The sequence below is a fragment of the Micromonospora acroterricola genome, assembly GCF_003172955.1.
GTDB classification, from domain to species: domain Bacteria; phylum Actinomycetota; class Actinomycetes; order Mycobacteriales; family Micromonosporaceae; genus Micromonospora; species Micromonospora acroterricola.
The window spans coordinates 1-17,801 of sequence record NZ_QGKR01000170.1 but is presented as its reverse complement, the minus strand read 5'-3'; the positions used below and the strand labels follow the sequence as shown (position 1 = coordinate 17,801).

General features: G+C 72.7%; 14 protein-coding genes and 1 pseudogene. All 15 read left to right on the top strand.

The genetic code is table 11. From position 1 onward, the window contains the following. Positions 1–77 precede the first annotated feature (77 nt). Entirely contained in the window at positions 78–782 is a 705-nt protein-coding gene (locus DKT68_RS10780; protein WP_109817274.1) for a hypothetical protein, read from the top strand. Between the two features lie 151 nt (positions 783–933). Further along, on the top strand, positions 934–1,398 hold the full coding sequence (locus DKT68_RS10775) for a DUF948 domain-containing protein (RefSeq protein ID WP_109817269.1): 465 nt from the start codon (positions 934–936) through the stop codon (positions 1,396–1,398). Positions 1,399–1,426: 28 nt separating this feature from the next. After that, positions 1,427–1,732 carry a hypothetical protein gene (locus tag DKT68_RS10770; protein ID WP_109817268.1) on the top strand — a complete coding sequence of 102 codons (306 nt, stop codon included), beginning with the start codon at positions 1,427–1,429 and terminating at the stop codon, positions 1,730–1,732. Continuing rightward, positions 1,729–4,407, top strand: a complete 2,679-nt coding sequence (gene alaS, locus DKT68_RS10765) for an alanine--tRNA ligase (protein WP_109817267.1) — start codon at positions 1,729–1,731, stop codon at positions 4,405–4,407. The genes DKT68_RS10770 and alaS overlap by 4 nt, the downstream gene beginning before the upstream one ends. 72 nt (positions 4,408–4,479) lie before the next feature. Next, complete coding sequence (gene ruvX, locus DKT68_RS10760; RefSeq protein WP_109817266.1) at positions 4,480–4,938, top strand: Holliday junction resolvase RuvX; 459 nt, start codon at positions 4,480–4,482, stop codon at positions 4,936–4,938. Beyond that, positions 4,938–6,131 (top strand): endolytic transglycosylase MltG, encoded by a 1,194-nt coding sequence (gene mltG, locus DKT68_RS10755; RefSeq protein ID WP_109817265.1) that lies wholly within the window; start codon positions 4,938–4,940, stop codon positions 6,129–6,131. Before ruvX ends, mltG begins: the two co-directional genes overlap by 1 nt. Continuing rightward, a complete protein-coding gene (locus DKT68_RS10750) occupies positions 6,131–6,967 on the top strand; it encodes a shikimate dehydrogenase (protein WP_109817264.1) in 837 nt (278 codons plus the stop codon). The genes mltG and DKT68_RS10750 overlap by 1 nt, the downstream gene beginning before the upstream one ends. 98 nt (positions 6,968–7,065) lie before the next feature. Further along, positions 7,066–8,772, top strand: a complete 1,707-nt coding sequence (locus tag DKT68_RS10745) for a glycosyl hydrolase (protein WP_109817263.1) — start codon at positions 7,066–7,068, stop codon at positions 8,770–8,772. A gap of 184 nt (positions 8,773–8,956) precedes the next feature. Next, entirely contained in the window at positions 8,957–10,933 is a 1,977-nt protein-coding gene (locus DKT68_RS10740) for a hypothetical protein (RefSeq protein WP_407940726.1), read from the top strand. A 93-nt stretch (positions 10,934–11,026) separates the two neighbouring features. Beyond that, positions 11,027–11,578 (top strand): acyltransferase, encoded by a 552-nt coding sequence (locus tag DKT68_RS10735; RefSeq protein WP_236646828.1) that lies wholly within the window; start codon positions 11,027–11,029, stop codon positions 11,576–11,578. Beyond that, the gene (locus DKT68_RS10730) at positions 11,571–13,169 is read left to right on the top strand and encodes a GumC domain-containing protein (protein WP_109817261.1); all 1,599 of its coding nucleotides are present in this window, start codon (positions 11,571–11,573) and stop codon (positions 13,167–13,169) included. Before DKT68_RS10735 ends, DKT68_RS10730 begins: the two co-directional genes overlap by 8 nt. Before the next feature lie 69 nt (positions 13,170–13,238). Next, positions 13,239–14,534 (top strand): O-antigen ligase family protein, encoded by a 1,296-nt coding sequence (locus DKT68_RS10725; RefSeq protein WP_109817272.1) that lies wholly within the window; start codon positions 13,239–13,241, stop codon positions 14,532–14,534. After that, positions 14,531–16,174 carry a lipopolysaccharide biosynthesis protein gene (locus tag DKT68_RS10720; protein ID WP_236646827.1) on the top strand — a complete coding sequence of 548 codons (1,644 nt, stop codon included), beginning with the start codon at positions 14,531–14,533 and terminating at the stop codon, positions 16,172–16,174. Before DKT68_RS10725 ends, DKT68_RS10720 begins: the two co-directional genes overlap by 4 nt. 8 nt (positions 16,175–16,182) lie before the next feature. Beyond that, positions 16,183–17,085 carry a sulfotransferase domain-containing protein gene (locus DKT68_RS10715; RefSeq protein ID WP_109817270.1) on the top strand — a complete coding sequence of 301 codons (903 nt, stop codon included), beginning with the start codon at positions 16,183–16,185 and terminating at the stop codon, positions 17,083–17,085. Next, a pseudogene (locus tag DKT68_RS10710) lies at positions 17,082–17,801 on the top strand (hypothetical protein); the annotation flags it as partial. The gene DKT68_RS10715 and the pseudogene DKT68_RS10710, both read left to right, overlap by 4 nt.

Below are 17,801 nucleotides of genomic sequence, written 5' to 3'. Positions count from 1 at the left end.
GCGTGTCACCAGGGGCGGGCCGGGCCCGCCCGGACTGGGTGGCGCGGGCGCCGCCCCGGACCGGTGTCCCGGGGCCGGTGGGACCGCCGCGCGCGTCCGACCAGGACGCGGCCGGCGACGACGTCGCCCCGGGCGCCCGCTCCGAGCTGCACCGGCAGTCGCGCGAGCGTCGCCGGCTGCGGGCGGCGGTGCTGGTGCTGGTCAGCGTCGTCCTGCTCGGCGCGGTGCCGCTCTTCTTCGGCATCCGCACGCTCAGCCGGGACCCGGTCTTCGACAACCTGGACCAGCTGAACGTGCCCGGCTGGGCCGCCACCAAGACGGTCGACGACGTCAGCGGCAGCCGCTGGTGCCTGCTCGACTGCCGTCTGCGCGAGCGCACCGTCACGTCGGAGAAGTCGCCGGACGAGACGGCGCAGGTCTACGAGAGCGCGCTGCGCGAGGACGGCTGGCAGCCGTGGAAGGTGACCCGCTGCCCGGAGCAGGAGACGAAGGGCAGCTACACCTGCTGGCGCCGCGACGAGTTGACCCTCGACCTGTGGGTGCGCGAGCCGACCTGCGTGCCGCCACCGGTCGACGGTGAGCCGGCGATCGTGCCGTCTCCCGAGCCGTCGGCCGCTGCGGCGGAGTGCACCGGCTCGTTGGTCTCGGTGAAGGTACGCAACGCGATCGACGACGAGCGAACCAGACCGCAGCCGAGCACCGATCCGTCACTGACCGGAGAGGATCCGTTCCCGACGGTCAGCGGGGACCCGCTGGACGAGCCGACACCCTCACCGTCGTGAGCCGGATTCCATCACGGACGGTAGGGTCTGGGGCTGGCGGGCCCGCCAGCCGCCGCTGACCGGCGACGGCGAGGCACGCCGGTATCGGGTATCACGGGTTGTGCGTTCCGGGGACGACGGGTCCCCGGAACTCTGCTTGAGGAGGACAGGCGTGGGCGACATTGGAGAGGTTGCGGCGCTGGTCGCGGCGTGCGCGTTCGCGGTGCTGGTGCTGATCCTGACGCTGCCCATCCTGCGGCTGCGGCACACGGTGGACGCCACCACCCGCATGATCAACGACCTCAACGATCGGACCGCGCCGCTGATCGGCGACGTGAACACCACGGTGAAGAACGTCAACACCGCTCTGGAGCAGGTGCAGACCTCGCTCGACGGTGTGAACCTCCAACTGGCGAAGGTCGACACCATGACCAGCCACGCGCAGAACGTCACCGCCAACGTCGCCAACCTGGCCACCGTGGTCTCGGCCGCGGCCGCGAACCCGCTGGTCAAGGTGGCCGCGTTCGGCTACGGCGTGCGCAAGGCCGCCGCCGGCCGCCGGCACGCCGAGACCGAGCGCGAGGTGCGCGACACCATCAAGCAGCAGCGGCGGGCCGCCCGGCGCGGCAACCGCTGACCGCCGGTCCACCAGGAGGTAGCGAGACATGAGGCGCTTGTTCTGGCTCGGCATCGGTCTGGCTGTCGGCGTGGTGGTGGTCCGCAAGGCGACCCGGACCGCGCAGGCGTACACCCCGGCCGGCATGGCCAGCACGTTGTCGGAATCCGCTGGCGGGCTGGTCGAGTCGCTGCGTAGCTTCGTGGAGGACGTTCGGGTCGGCATGGCCGAGCGCGAGCAGGAGATCCACCAGGCGTTCGCCCAGGGTGAGGCGTTCGACGACCAGTTCGCCGAGTTGCGGGAGGACCCGCGGATCGGCGATCGAGACATCTTTCCGGAGGAACACCAGCGATGAAGACGGCGGAGATCAAGCGGCGGTACCTCGCGCACTTCGAGGCGAACGGCCACGCCGTGGTGCCGTCCGCTCCGCTGCCCGCCATCAGCGACCCGAACCTGCTGTTCGTCAACGCCGGGATGGTGCAGTTCGTCCCCTACTTCCTGGGCCAGCAGACCCCGCCGTACCAGCGGGCGGTCAGCGTGCAGAAGTGCATCCGCACCCCGGACATCGACGAGGTCGGCAAGACCAGCCGGCACGGCACGTTCTTCCAGATGAACGGCAACTTCTCCTTCGGTGACTACTTCAAGGAGGGGGCGATCCCGCTCGCCTGGGAGCTGATCACCAAGCCGCAGGACCAGGGCGGGTACGGCCTCGACCCGGAGCGGATCTGGCCGACGATCTACCTCGACGACGACGAGGCGTTCGAGATCTGGCGCTCGATCGGCGTGCCGGCCGGGCGGATCGTCCGCCGGGGCAAGGCGGACAACTTCTGGTCGATGGGCATCCCCGGGCCGTGCGGCCCGTCCTCGGAGCTGTTCTACGACCGGGGCCCGGAGTACGGCCGCGAGGGCGGCCCGGCGGTCGACGAGGACCGCTACATGGAGTTCTGGAACCTCGTCTTCATGCAGTTCGAGCGGGGCCCGGGCACCACGAAGGACGACTACCCGATCCTGGGTGACCTGCCGGCGAAGAACATCGACACCGGCATGGGCCTGGAGCGGATGGCCTCGATCCTGCAGGGCGTCGACAACCTCTACGAGATCGACGAGGTCCGGCCGATCCTGGACCGGGCGGCCGAGCTGACCGGCAAGCGCTACGGCGCGCACTCCGGCCACGTGGCCAGCGAGTCGCACCCGGACGACGTCCGGCTGCGGGTGGTCGCCGACCACGTGCGCACCGCGCTGATGTTGATCGGCGACGGCGTGACCCCGAGCAACGAGGGGCGCGGCTACGTGCTGCGCCGGATCATGCGCCGGGCGATCCGGTCGGTGCGGCTGCTCGGCTGGCAGGACCGGGCGCTGCCCGAGCTGCTGCCGGTGGCCCGGGACTGCATGGCGCCGTCGTACCCGGAGCTGGCGAGCGACTTCGACCGCATCGCGCAGTACGCGTACGCGGAGGAGGACGCGTTCCTGTCGACGCTGCGCGCCGGCACCACGATCCTGGACACGGCGATCGCCGAGACCCGCACCGCGGGCGGCACCGCGTTGTCCGGTGCGAAGGCGTTCCAGCTGCACGACACGTACGGCTTCCCGATCGACCTGACCCTGGAGATCGCCGCGGAGCAGGGCCTCCGGGTCGACGACGAGGGCTTCCGCCGGCTGATGGCCGACCAGCGGACCCGGGCGAAGGCGGACGCGCAGGCGCGCAAGACCGGGCACACCGACGTGTCGGCGTACCGGTCGGTGCTCGACTCGGGCGGCCCCGTGACGTTCACCGGGTACAGCGAGGTGGCCCGGGAGTCGCGGGTGCGGGCGTTGCTCGGCGAGAACGGCCCGCGCCAGGCGGCGACCGAGGGCGACACGATCGAGCTGGTGCTCGACACCACCCCGTTCTACGCCGAGGGCGGTGGCCAGCAGCCCGACCAGGGCATGATCACCGTCGGTGGCGGCCAGGTCGAGGTGCTCGACGTGCAGCAGCCGGTGCCCGGCCTGATCGTGCACCGGGCCCGGGTGATCCGGGGTGAGGTGCGTACCGGCGAGACCGGCTTCGCGGAGATCGACACCACCCGGCGGCGCGCGATCTCCCGGTCGCACACCGCCACCCACCTGGTGCACCAGACCATGCGCAGCTTCCTCGGCGATTCCGCCACCCAGGCCGGTTCGCTGAACGCGCCCGGTCGGCTGCGGTTCGACTTCAACACCCCGACCGGTGTGTCGCCGACCGTGCTGCGGGACGTGGAGCAGCAGGTCAACGAGGTGCTCCTGGCCGACCTGGAGGTGCACGCCTTCATCACCTCGCTGGACGAGGCGCGGCGGATCGGCGCGATGGCGCTCTTCGGCGAGAAGTACGGCGAGGAGGTGCGGGTCGTCGAGGTGGGCGACTACGCCCGCGAGCTGTGCGGCGGCACGCACGTGGCCCGCTCGGCACAGCTCGGCCTGGTGAAGATCCTCTCCGAGTCGTCGATCGGCTCCGGCGTCCGTCGGGTCGAGGCGCTGGTCGGCATGGACGCCTTCGGCTTCCTGGCCCGCGAGCATCTGCTGGTGTCCCGGCTGGCCGAGCTGTACCGGGTGCCGAACGACCAGGTCGCCGACCGGGTGGAGCAGACCGTCACCCAGCTCCGCGACGCGGAGAAGGAGCTGGAGAAGCTGCGCGCCCAGCTGGTGCTGGGTGGGGCGGCGGCGCTCGCCGCGCAGGCGAAGGACGTGCGCGGGGTCGCGTACGTCGGCACCGAGGCGCCGGAGGGCGCGGCCGGCAACGACGTGCGGACCCTCGCCCAGGAGATCCGCAGCAAGATCGACCCGGCGCGGCCGGCGGTGGTCGCGGTGGCGGCTCGGGCCAACGGCAAGGCGTCCCTGGTGGTGGCGGTCAACCAGGCCGCCCGCGGCCGGGGCCTGGCCGCCTCGGATCTGGTGAAGGCGGCGTTCTCCGGGCGCGGCGGGGGAAGCCCCGACCTGGCCCAGGGCGGCGGACTGCCGGCGGCCGAGGCGCCGAACCTGTTGCTCACCGTCGAGAAGGCGATCACCGAGGCGTGATGGACCACCATGTTCGACCAGGGCGGACCGATCGGTCCGCCCTGGTTCGTCCGTGCCCCGGGGTGACGGCCGGTGACTGAGTCGACGCGCGGGGTGCGGATCGGGGTGGACGTCGGTCAGGTCCGGGTGGGGGTGTCCCGCTCCGATCCGGACGGCATCCTGGCCACCCCGCTGGTGACCCTGGCCCGCGACCTCACGGCCGCGCCGGACGCGGTGCCGAGTGACATCGCCCAGCTGGCGGCGCTGGTGGCCGAGCACGAGGCCGTCCAGGTTGTCGTCGGTCTGCCGGTCAATCTCGCCGGAAAGCACGGCCCCGCGGCGGTCCACGTGAAGGCGTACGCTGACCGACTGGTCGATGTGATAGCGCCCGTCCCGGTAACGCTCACTGACGAGAGGATGTCGACCGTGGTCGCTTCTCGTAGGCTTGCCGAGCGTGGCGTTCGTGGCAAGCGTCAACGTGCGGTTGTCGACCAGGCGGCCGCGGTGGAGATCCTGCAGAGCTGGCTGGACGCGCAGCGGAGGCGGACGTAATGATCGACGATCTGGATCTGGGGTTCGACGAGCCGGAACGGGGGGAGAAGGGCCGGCACCGGCGCGGCTTCGTCCGCAAGCGCAAGGGCGGATCCGGAGGACGGGGCAAGACCTTCCTGGCCCTGCTGTTGGCCCTGGTCCTGCTGGGCGGCATCGGTGGCGGGGCGTTCTACGGCTTCGACCGGATCCAGAACTACTTCGTCACCCCGGACTACGACGGCGCCGGCACCGGTGAGGTCACCGTCGAGATCAAGCAGGGAGCGCTGCTCGCCGACATGGCCGACGCGCTGGTCACCGCCGACGTGGTGAAGAGCCAGAAGGCGTTCATCGAGGCCGCCGAGGCCAACTCGCGCAGCAAGAACATCCAGCCGGGCACGTACAAGCTGCGCAAGCAGATGAGCGGCGCGAGCGCGATCACCGCGATGCTCGACCTGAAGAACAAGATCGTCAACGGGCTGACCATCCCCGAGGGCCGCACCAGCAAGAACATCTACAAGCTGCTCTCCGAGAAGACCAAGATCCCGGTCAAGGAGTTCGAGGCCGCCGCGAAGGACCCGGAGGGGCTCGGTGTCCCGGACTGGTGGTTCAAGCGCGACGACGGCAAGAAGGTGGTCAAGTCCGTCGAGGGCTTCCTCTTCCCGGACACGTACGAGATCCCGCCGAAGGCGACCGCGGAGAGCATCCTCAAGCTGATGGTGGACAACTTTCTCTCCGTGACCGGGGAGATGAAGTTCGCCGACCGGGTGCAGGCGGAGCGCAAGGTCAGCCCGTACGAGGCGCTGATCGTGTCCTCGCTGGCGCAGGCCGAGGCGGGCAACAAGGACGACCTGGGCAAGGTCGCCCGGGTGGCCTACAACCGGGTGTACGGCGAGTTCAACTGCAACTGCCTGGAGATGGACGTCACGGTCAACTACTACCTGGAGTCGATCGGCAAACCGACCAAGACCTCCGCGCAGATGACGGCGGCCGAGCTGGACGACCCGAAGAACCCGTACAACCGCAAGCTGAAGGGCCTGGTCCCCACCCCGATCAACAACCCGGGCAGGCAGGCCCTGGAGGGCGCGATGGCGCCGCCGCCGGGCAAGTGGCTCTACTTCGTGGCGATCGACAGGGAGGGCCACTCCGCCTTCGCCGAGACGTACGAGGGTCACCAGCGCAACGAGGCCAGGGCCAGGGAGGCCGGCATCATCTGATGGCGCTCCGACGACGGGCAGCGGTGCTGGGCAAGCCGATCGCGCACTCGCTCTCCCCGGTGATCCACAGTGCCGGGTACGCGGCGGCCGGGCTGACCGATTGGGCGTACACCCGGATCGAGTGCGCGGCCGCGGAGCTGCCGGACCTGGTCGCCGGCCTCGGCCCGGAGTGGGCCGGGTTGTCGGTGACCATGCCGGGCAAGGAGGCGGCGCTCGCGGTGGCCGCGGAGGCCTCGCCGGTCGCCGTCGCCGTCGGCGCGGCCAACACGCTGGTACGCCGTCCCGACGGCTCCTGGTACGCGGACAACACCGACGTCGGCGGCATGGTCCAGGTGCTCACCGACGCCGGGGTGACCGCCGGCGCCGCCATGACGGTGCTCGGCGCGGGCGGAACGGCCCGTGCCGCGCTGGCCGCCGCCGCCCGGCTGTCCTGCTCCTCGGTGACGGTGGTGGCCCGCCGGGCCGAGGCGGTCGACGACCTGCGGCCGGTGGCCGGCGCGCTGGGTGTTCCGCTGAGCGCCGGCGCCTGGGCCGACGCGCCCCGGCACCTGGCCGCCGAGGTGGTCCTCTCCACCGTGCCGAAAGGTGTCGCCGATCCGCTGGCCGAAGCGGTGACCTGGTCGCCCGGCGGGGTGTTCTTCGACGCGCTCTACGACCCGTGGCCGACGCCGCTGGCCGCCTCCGCCCTCGCCGCCGGCCTGCGGGTGGTGTCCGGGCTGGACCTGCTGCTGGCTCAGGCCGTGGGCCAGTTCGAGCAGTTCACCGGGGTGTCGGCCCCGGTCGAGGCGATGCGGGCGGCCCTTCGGCGGGTCACCGGGGCCGACTTCCTTAGCTGACGGTTAAGACGCGCTTAGGGAAGACTGTCCTCCGTACGACATGGTGTGGTCGTCGATACGCTGCTCACCGTTACGGCAGCAGACACAGGGAGTTCTCCTTGAGCAGGCACGGACTGCACCGCATCACCCGTTACCGCCCCAGCCCCCGGCGTAAGGCGATCGCCATCGGCGTGGTCGGCGGATCGGTGGTGGCCGGCATCGTGGCGACCATGATGCCGCTGCTGGCCAGCGACGACCTCTCGATCCGCGCTGCGGCGGACACCACCGCCAGCGCCGTGTCGCAGGACGGCGACAACGCCGCCAAGACGACGCTCGCGACCTGCCCGGCGCGCTGCGACGGCAACCCGCGCGGCGGTCGGGAGGCGGTCATCGAGTTCGCGGTGACCACCGTGCCGGCCGCCGCGGTCAACGTCCGGGCGACGCTGCGGGTGCACGCCTGGCAGCAGTTCGCCGCCACGGTCACCGCGCACGCCTCGCCGCTGAGCGCCCGCGAGGCACGGCCGCCCCTGGCGCCGGCACCCGCCGCGCTGGACACCGTGACGGGCGTGTCCAAGGGCTTCAACGAGTGGGACGTCTCCGGCCTGGTCACCGGCAACGGCACCTGGACGCTGTCGCTGGCCCAGTCCGGCCTGGAGACGCGGGTCTACTGGGCGTCGGCCGAGAACCGCGACCCGGAGCTGCGGCCCCGCCTGGTCATCAGCTACGACCTCGGGACACCGCCCTCGCCGGTGACGACGACCCGCCCGGCGCCGCCGCCGGCGCCGAGCGCGTCGCCGACGACCACCGCGCCGAAGCCGTCGCCGACCATCGCCCCGACCCGCACGCCCAGCCCGACGGCGAGCCCCACGGTCCCGCCCGGCAAGTGCGGCGCGGTGTCGGACAAGCTCGTCCCCTCCTGCGGCGCCTGGTGGGGCATGTACTCGCCGTCCGGGGCGGCCGCCGGCTGGAACCACGGCAAGGCGGTCACCGACGTCGAGTCGCAGGTCGGGCGGAGATTCGACATCGTGCACCGCTACCACGACTTCTCCAACGCCGGCAGCAACGGCGCCTTCCCGGACGCGTACGAGCAGCAGCAGATGCGCGAGGGTCGGCTGATGTTCTTCGCCTGGGAGTCCCGCGACTTCTCCGCCGGCACCAGCCTGACCTGGGCCGAGGTCTACAGTGGCCGGCAGGACGCGACCATCGACGCGGTCGCCGGCCGGATCCGGGACGCCAAGGTGCCGGTCTTCATGGGCTTCGACCACGAGCCGGAGGACGAGCCGGGCAAGGGCAGCGACGCCGACTTCGTCCGGGCCTGGCGTTACGTGTACGAGCGGTTCGCCAAGGCCGGCGCGGACAATGCGGTCTGGGTCTGGACGATGATGGGCTGGTCCGGCCACTACTCCCGGTACGCGGGCCTGTACCCCGGCGACCGCTACGTCGACTGGGTGGCCTACGACCCGTACAACTTCCACGTCTGCAACGGCAGCAAGGTGTGGAAGAGCCCGAGCACCACGGTGGGCGGCTTCTACCGCTGGCTGGACGACAACGGCATCGGCGCCGGCAAACCGCGGATGCTCGCCGAGTTCGGCACCAACTTCGACGCCGCCGACCGGAGCGCCAAGCAGCGCTGGTTCCAGGAGTTCCCGGCGGCGCTGAAGGCCCACCCGAAGATCAAGGCCGCCATCTACTTCAACTCGCCGGGCATGACCACCCGCACGGCGACCTGCGACATGACGATGAACCACGACGCGTCGGCGCTGGCCGGCTTCGCCGAGGCCGGCCGGGACCCGTACCTGCGGCAGCCCACCGGGGGGAGCCGCTGACGGTCACGACCACGGCGGTGCCGGCAGTTCGCTGACCGGGTCGGTCAACCGATCCGGGAAGCGATCTGTCGGCATGCTGACCAGTCACCGCCCAATCGGCGGATATCGCCTACCAGCCTGGACGAGGCACGCTACCTCGGGTTCTCATCCAATCTGGAGGCGCAGCGTGCCCAAACTCTCGCAACTGTGGCGTTTCGCAGGACGACGTCGTACTCAGGCGGGGGCGGTCGCGTTGGTGACCGTCGCCGCCGTGCTCAGCGTGCCCACGGCGACCTCTGCGGCGATCGTGCCGGTCCCGCAGACGGCGACCCTGGTGTCGGCGAACCCCGCCGACGCCACCCCGCACGCCCGGGACGGCGAGACCCGCGCGTTCGCGCAGGTCGGCAACACGGTCTTCGTCGGCGGCAGCTTCACGCAGATCCGGCAGACGGCCAGTTCCGCGTGGGTCACCCAGCGCTACCTGTTCGCGTACGACCGCAGCACCGGCACCATGTCCACCACGTTCCTTCCGGTGCTCGACGGCGCGGTCAACACGCTGCTCGCCGGCCCCGGCGGCACGGTGATCGTCGGCGGCGCCTTCAAGACCGTCAACGGGGTCTCGCGCAAGAACCTGGTCGCGCTCAACCCGTCCACCGGCGCGATCGTCGACAGCTGGGTCGGGCGCTCCGACGGCGGCACCGTCCGCGACCTGACGCTGCACGGCAACTGGCTCTACGTGGCGGGCGCGTTCAACTGGCTCAACGGCACCGCGCACGCCGGCCTCGCCCGGCTCAACGCGACCACCGGCGCGATCGACCCGACCTTCAACATCAACGCCACCGTCGGGCGGCACGGCACCACCTCGTACGTCTGGACCATCGACGTCGCGCCGGACGGCAACACCCTGGTCGTCGGCGGCAACTTCATGTACGTCAACGACCAGCCGCGCAACCAGATGGCCCTGGTCGACCTCTCCGCGACGCCCGCGCTGATCGACTGGAGCACCGAGAAGTTCGTCCCGCCGTGCGCGGCGCCGACGACCTTCGTGCACTACGTGCAGGACGTGAAGTTCGGCGGCGACGGCAGCTGGTTCGTGGTCGGCACCAACGGCGGCGCCGGCTGGCCGACCGCGTACTGCGACGCGCTGGTCCGCTTCGAGACCTCGGCCCGGGGCGCCAACCAGCTCGGCACCTGGGTCGACTACACCGGCAACGACACCATCACCGCGGTCGAGGTCGCCGACAACGTCATCTACCTCGGCGGGCACTTCCGCTGGGTGAACAACCCCAACGGTGTGGACGTGGCCGGCGCGGGCGCGGTCGACCGTCTCGGCATCGCCGCGGTCACTCCGGCCACCGGTATGCCGGTCAACTGGAACCCGCGCCGCAGCGGCAGCGCCTCGATGCCCGCGGGCACCAGCAACTGGGGTTCGTCGGTGCCGGTGCTCTGGCGTGGCTCGGACGGCCTCTACTTCGGGCACAACTCCGACGGCATGGGCGAGGAGTACCACGGCCGGCTCGGCATGTTCCCGCTGGCCGGCGGGCGCACCTTCACCCCGAAGAACCCGCCCAGCGCCACCACGGGCAACCTCTACCTGAGCACCGCCCCGGGCACGCTGGCGAAGGTGCCGTTCGACGGCGCCGCGCTCGGCACCCCGACCAGCGTCAGCCAGCCCAACTACACGGCGGCCGGCGCGACCTGGCGTGTCGACGACCGCATCTACTGGTCGCACACGGTGGCCGGCACGCCCACCGGCAGTCGGATCGACATCTCGCTGTTCAACGGCGGTGCGATCGGGTCTCCCTGGGAGGCGTCCGGCTACAACGACTGGTTCAACCCGGCCGCGCTGACCGGCGCCTTCTTCCTGGACGGCCGGCTCTACTACACCCGTACCGGCACGAACAATCTCTACTACCGCTACTTCGAGATCGACGGCAACTACCTCGGAGCCACCGAGTTCACCCTGCCGACGACCGGCGTGCCGTGGTCCGGGGTGCGGGGAATGGCCTGGGTGGGCGGCAGGATCGTCTACGGCGCCACCGACGGCACGCTGCGCAGCGTGGCGTTCGACCCGACGGCCGCCCCGAGCGCGGCGGTCGACGGCACCACGGCGACCGTGATCACTCTCGCGACCCCCGGCCTGTCCTGGTCCACCCCGTCGACGTTCTTCTCTGTGCAGTAGCGGTCGACCGTTCGTAACGGAACATCGGTAGATTGTTCATCCAGGGCCGGCGGCGGTACCACCGCCGCCGGCCCCGCAACACGGGGAGGGTCGTTGGTCGGCGCCGTTGGCATCCGCGCGAGACACGCGGTACGGCTGGTCTTCGCGGCCAAGCGCGCGTGGTACCGGCTCCGCTACCGGCGGCTGACACTCGGCCGGGACGTGGAGATCCGGGGCCGGCTCCGTCTGCGCCGCGGGGTACGGGTGAGCATCGGTGACCGCACGCGGCTGAACAAGCTGGTCCGCTTCGCCGGTCCCGGCGAGGTGCGCGTCGGCGCCGACTGTCTGCTGAACGCCACCTGGATCGGCACGTGGACGTCGGTGACGGTTGGCGACCGGTGCCTGCTGTCGGACTGCGAGCTGCTCGACAACGACTTCCACAACCTGGCGCCCGAGCAGCGGCACGCACCGCCCAGCCCGGCCACCCGTGCCCCCATCGTCCTCGAAGACAACGTGTGGGTCGGCGCGCACGCCCTGGTGCTGAAGGGCGTACGGGTGGGCCGGGACAGCGTCGTGGGCGCCGCGACGGTGGTACGCACGGATGTGCCACCCCGCGTCGTGGTCGTCGGCAATCCTCAACAGACGGTGAAGAAGTTCCATGACTGACGCAGGCTCCTCCTCCTGGCCCGCGGAGGGCTCGTCCACGGGCGCCACCCGTTCCGTCACGCTGACCGACCTGCTCCGGGTGCCGTTGCACCGGCTGCGGCTGGTGGCGGCGGTCGCCGCGGTGGGTCTGCTCCTCGCGCTCGGCTACCTGGTGTTGGTGCCGGCGGCATTGACCGCGAGCGCCGTCGTGGCGGTCCGGCCGGTCGTGACCGACGCGTTCACGCCCAGTGGCGCCGGCGCCGACCGTGCGGTCAACATGAACGTGGAGAGCGGCATCGCCACCGGCACCGAGGTCGTCCAGCGGCTCGCCGACTCGGCCCACGCCGACCCGCGCGACATCCGCGACGCCCTCGAGGTCGAGGTGCCGACGGGCGGGCAGATCCTGCGCTTCAGCTACCAGGCCCAGGACGCCCAGCGGGCGGTGCAGAGCGCCAACCTCGCCGCGCAGGCCTACCTGGAGGTGCGGCGCGCCATGTACGAGCGGCAGCGCGCCGAGATGCTGCGCTCCTACGACGGCAGCATCACCAAGGTCGTCGCCCAGCAGACGACGGTGCAGAAGCGGGCGAACAGCGCCAAGGACACCGCCGCCGGGGACGCCGCCCTGGCCGAGCTGGCCGGGATAAACAACCAGCTCACCCAGCTCAACGCCGCCCGTACCGAGATCGCCGCGGTCGACATCAACCCCGGCTGGGTCACCCAGACCGCCGAGCGGGCGCTGGTCTCCTCCGCCGGGCACCGGCCGCTCTACCTGGTCGCCGGCCTGCTCGGCGGCGCGCTGATCGGCGTCGTGCTGGCGTACCTCTGGGAGTCGACCGACCGGCGGGTCCGCTCGGTCGCCGACGGCCGGGACGCCACCGGCCTGCCGCTGCTCGGGACGGTGCGCCGGCCGGGTTTCCGGGGCAGCCCGCGGGCGGTCGACGCGGACATCCGGTACGTGGCGATGGCGGTCGCCGAACGGGTCCGCCAGCCGGCCCGGGTCGCGCTGGTCACCGCCCGTGAGGACGCGACGACGCTCACCGCCGGGCTCGCCGTGGCGCTCGCCGCCGACGGCCGGGAGGTCTTCGTCGCCGACGACAACGGGCGCACCGAGCGGCTGCGCGCCGCTGTGCTCGCCGACCGGGGGCGGCTGCCCATCGACCCGTCCCGACCGCTGGTGCCCAAGCCCCGGCCGGCCGGCACCCCGGCCCCGTCAGGCGCCGCCGCCGACGGCGTGGCCGCCCGCCGTCCCTCTCCGCACCCGCCGGGCGCCCGCCCGTCCACCGACCCGGACGCGACGCTGACACTGCCCCGGGTGGCCTCCGCCCGGTCGGAGAACGTCCGGCCCACCTCCCCGGACGAGGTGGCCGTCGGCGTGGGCAGCGTCCGGTTCGGCACGTGGCGGCAGGGTGCCGACCACGGTCTGGTGCTGTTCAACGCGCCGCCGGCGGAATCCGACGAGCGCGGCGTCGCGGTGGCCCGGCAGGGCTGCGCGGTGGTCGTCGTCGAGCGGGACCGCACCCGGCAGAGCGACCTGCGGCGCCTGGTGGAGCGGCTGCGCGCCGCCGGGGTCACGCCGCTGGGGTTCGTGCTCACCCGCAACGGCCGGGCCTGATCGGTGTCGTCCACCCGCGCCCCGGCGACGGACCCGCCGCCCGGTGGCGCTCCAATCGTCGACGTGCCGATGCCGGCGCCTCCGCCGCCGCCCCGGCTGCCCCTCTGGCCGCTGTCGCTGATGTTCGGCCTGGTGCCGCTCTGGTGGCTGCTGGGCGCGTTCTACCTCGGCTGGCCGCTGCTGGGCGCGTTGCTGCTCGCGTTGCTGCTCACCCGGGGCAGGGTGCCGCTGCCGCCGGCGGCCGGCATCTGGCTGCTGTTCCTGGCCATCGTGGTGGTCAGCGCCACCCAACTGTCGTCCCCGGCCTCGCTGCTGACGTTCGCGCTGCGGCTCGCCTTCTACGTGACCGCGCTGGTGGTCGGTGTGTACGTCTACGCCGCCGCCCGGGAACGCGGCGACCTGGTGGCGGTGCTCGCCCCGATCTGCGCGTTCTGGTTCGCGCTGGTGGTGCTGGGCTGGATCGGGGTGCTGGCGCCCCGACTGGCGATGACCACCCCGGTGGAGGTGCTGCTGCCGGCCGGCGTCGCGCGCACCCCCTTCATCCAGGACATGGTGCACCTGACCACCGCGGAGTACAGCGAACGCTCGCTCAACCCGATCTACCGGCCGGCCGCGCCGTTCGCGTACACCAACAACTACGGCAGCGCGTACGCCATGACCCTGCCCTGCGTGGTGGCGTTCGCCATGCTGCGCCGTCGGGGGCTGCTGCGCTGGGCGCTGCTGGGCTCGCTGCCGCTGTCCCTGGCGCCGGCGTTCCTCACCCTCAACCGGGCGATGTTCCTCAGCCTCGGGGCGGGGCTGGCGGTGCTCGGGGTGCGGGCCAGCCTGCGGGGCAACGTCCGGGTCGCCGCGTCCATCGTCGGGGTGGTGGTGATCGGCGCGCTCGCCACGCTGTTCATCCCCATCGCCGACCTGATCAGCCAACGGGTCGACTCCAGTGACACCAACACCGACCGGCTCTCGCTCTACACCGAGGTGATCCGCCGGGTGCAGGAGTCGCCGTGGCTGGGCTACGGCGCGCCGGTCAACGTGGACACGGTCTCCGCGGCCGCGCCGATCGGCACCCAGGGCCAACTGTGGATGGTGCTGTTCAGTCACGGCGTACCGGCGCTGGTCTGCTTCCTGGCGTGGTTCGTCGCCGCCGCGGTGATCTGCGCGCGGGCGACCTCGGCGGCCGGGCAGTGGCTCGCGGTGGTGCCGGTCGTCTGCCTGGTGCAGGTCCCGTTCTACGGCATGGCCAACCAGAACCTGGCGGTCGCGTTCTTCGCCGTGGCCTTCGCGATGGCGCTCAGCGAGCGGGAGCGGCTGACCCGGTCGGCCGCCTGGCGGCCGCCGGCCGCGCGGCCCTCGGCGGTGCCGGCATGACCGCCTCCACGCGACCGCCGACGGGCGTCGGTCCGGACGGCTCGGCGCCGGTGCCCGCGCCGGACGACCCGGCGGGCACCGTCGGGGCGGCGGGGGACGCGGGCGCGGCGGAGACGCGGCGCAGTGCGCGCAGCGGCGTGGCCGGGTTGCTCGGCGCGGCCACCAGCGGCCTGTTCGGCTTCGTGCTCGCCGTGGTCATCACCCGGGGGTACGGCACGACCGGTTCGGGGGTGTTCTTCGCCGCGATCGGCGTGGTCACGGTGGCCACCGCGGTCTGCACGCTCGGCGCCGAGACCGGTCTGATGTGGGCGCTGCCCCGGCGCCGCGTCGGCGTCCGGGGGGACGCGGCCCGTGTGCTCCCGGTCGCGCTGATCCCGCCGCTGCTGGCCGGGTTGCTGGTCGCGGGCGCCGGCGCGCTGACCGCCGGCGCGCTCGCGCCCCGGCTGCTGGGCGGCTCCGTCGAGGACGGCGACACGCTGCTCGCGGTCACCTTCGCCGCGGTGCCGGTGGTGGTCGCGATGACCCTGCTGCTGGCCGCGTTGCGCTGCGTACGGCCCATCCGGGCGTACGTCGGGGTGCAGTTCCTCCTGCTGCCGGTGGCCCGGCCGGTGCTGGTCGGCGCCGCCGCGCTGGCCGGCGGCGGCCTGCTCGCCGGCATGACGGGCTGGCTGGTGCCGGCGGCGCTGGCGCTGCTGGTCTGCCTGACGTTGGTGGTCGGCCCGCTCGGGGTGGGCCGGGGCGCGGTGCTGCGGCCGGGCCGCGCCGACTGGTCGACGTTCTGGCGCTTCGCGCTGCCCCGGGCCGCCTCCGCCGCCATCGACGCCGGCAGCATGTGGGTGGGCGTGCTGCTCACCTCGGTGCTGGCCGGGCCGGCGGACGCCGGGGTGTTCGGCGCGGTCGGCCGGTACGTGCTCGCCGGCCAGTTGGCCATGCAGGGGTTGCGGGTGGCGGTGTCACCGCAGCTGTCCCGGTTGCTCGGGCACGGTGAGCGGGCCGCGGCGGCGGCCGTGCACCGGCAGTTGACCATCTGGGGGCTGGTGCTGTCCTGGCCGGTGTACCTGCTGCTGGCGGTCTTCGCGCTGGCCTTCCTCCAGCTCTTCGGGCCGGAGTTCACCGCCGGCGTGCCGGCGATGACGGTGCTCGCGCTGGCCATGCTGGTCAACACCGGGGTGGGCAACGTGCAGAGCCTGCTGCTGATGGGCGGGCGCAGCGGCCTGCACCTGGTGGCCACCCTGGCGGGGCTGACCATGACGGTCTCGCTGGGGCTCTGGCTGATCCCCGGGCACGGCGCGACGGGTGCCGCGCTCGCCTGGGCCGCCGGCATCGCCACCGAGAACCTCACCGCCGCCGCGTTCGCGCGGTCGGTGGTGCGCGAGCCGCTGGTCGACGCCGCGACACTGCGCGCGGCGGTGGCCACCGTCGCCGGTGTCGGTGTGGCGGCGGGCGTGGGCGTGCTGGCCGGTGGGCGCGGCCTGCCCGGGCTGGCGGTGGCGCTGGGCGTGCTGCTGGCCGGTTGCGTCGGCTTGTTGACGTTGCCCCGGGTGCGCGCCGGCATCCGGGCCACCATGAGGCAGATCCGGGCGCGGGACGGTGCGGCCGCAGCCGCCAGCCCCACGCCGGCATCGACGAGAGGCAGGTGAGGTCCGTCGTGGCGTCCATCCGTGACCGGGTGAAGCAGTTGGTCCCGACCCAGATGACGACCCGGGTGAAGGAGTCCCTGGTCGACTACGGGGTCCGCACCAGTGACCGGCGACCCCTGCCGGACTTCCTCATCATCGGCACGAAACGGGGCGGCACCACCTCCCTGTGGAACTACCTCATCCAGCACCCGCTGGTGCCCCGGCTCTTCCCGGCGTGGAACACCAAGTCCGCGCACTACTTCGAGGAGCACTGGGGTCGCGGTGAGGCGTGGTACCGCTCGCACTTTCCGACCGAGCGGCAACGGGAGGCGCTGACCAGACGGCACGGCGGGCCGGTCCGGGTCGGCGAGGCCGCCCCGCTGTACATGTTCCATCCGCTGGCCGCCCAGCGGGTCGCCGCGCTGATGCCGACGGTGAAGCTGATCGTGCTGCTGCGCGACCCGGTGGAGCGGGCGTACTCGCACTGGAAGGAGCGCCGCACCCACGGCATCGAGCCGCTGGACTTCGCCGCCGCGCTGGCCGCCGAGCCGGAGCGTACGGCGGGGGAGCGGGAGCGGCTGATCGCCGAGCCGGAGTACTTCAGCGAGCCGTACGACTGGTACACGTACCGGGCCCGGGGGCGTTACCTGGAGCACCTGGAGCCGTGGCTAGAGCGCTTCGACCGGTCGCAGATCCTCTTCCTGCCCAGCGAGGACCTCTACCGCGACTCCCGGGCGACCTACGGCCGCACCCTGGACTTCCTCGGGCTGCCCCCGCACGACCTGCCGGACTTCAAGGTCTACAACGACCGGCGTTCGGCGCCGCTGGAGCCGGCGGTACGCGCCGAGCTGACCGACTACTACCGGCCGTACAACGACGCGCTGCGTGAGCGGCTCGGGCTGGCCCTCGACTGGGCGGACCGGGCGGCGTGACGACGCGGGTCGGCCCCGCCACGGACCCGCGGTCCCGGGTGGACGGGCTGGGCTGGGTGAGCCGGGCGGTCTTCCCGGACGAGCGGGTCGCCCTGACCGTGGGCGGCGCCCCGCCGGCCGGTCACCGGGCGGTCGCCCGGTACGCCGTGGTGCCGTCGGTGGCCCGGGCGCGGTTCCTGGTGCCGTTGGGCGCGCCTCGCGCCGGGGCGGCGTCGCTGCTGGCGTACAACGCGTTGCGGCCACCGAAGGTGCGTGCGCTGCGGGCGGCGCTCGGCGGGCTGGCCCGGTTCGGCGCGGCGGGGCTGGCGCCCTTCCCGACGCTGACCGTCTCGGTGCCGTCCGGGGTGCCGGCGGCCGAGCTGCTGCTGACCGAGCGGCTCGCCGCCGCACTCGGCGACCGGCCGCTGCTCGCCGCCTGCGGGGTCCGCCCGCCCGATCCGAACGGCAAGCCCACCCTGCAACTGTTCACCGCCGACGGTCGCCCGCGCGGCTACGCGAAGATCGGCTGGAACGACGCCACCCGGGCGCTGGTGACCGCGGAGGCGGCGGCGCTGCGGGCGTTGCGCGCGGTGGCCGGCGTCGCCGACCACCCGGTGCCGCCGGGGCTGCTCACCGAGACGGCGTGGGCCGGGCAGGTCGTCGCGGTGATCGAGCCGCTGCCGCCGGAGGTACGCGGCGTGCCGGTCGACGACCCGCCGCGTACCTACGGCGGCAGC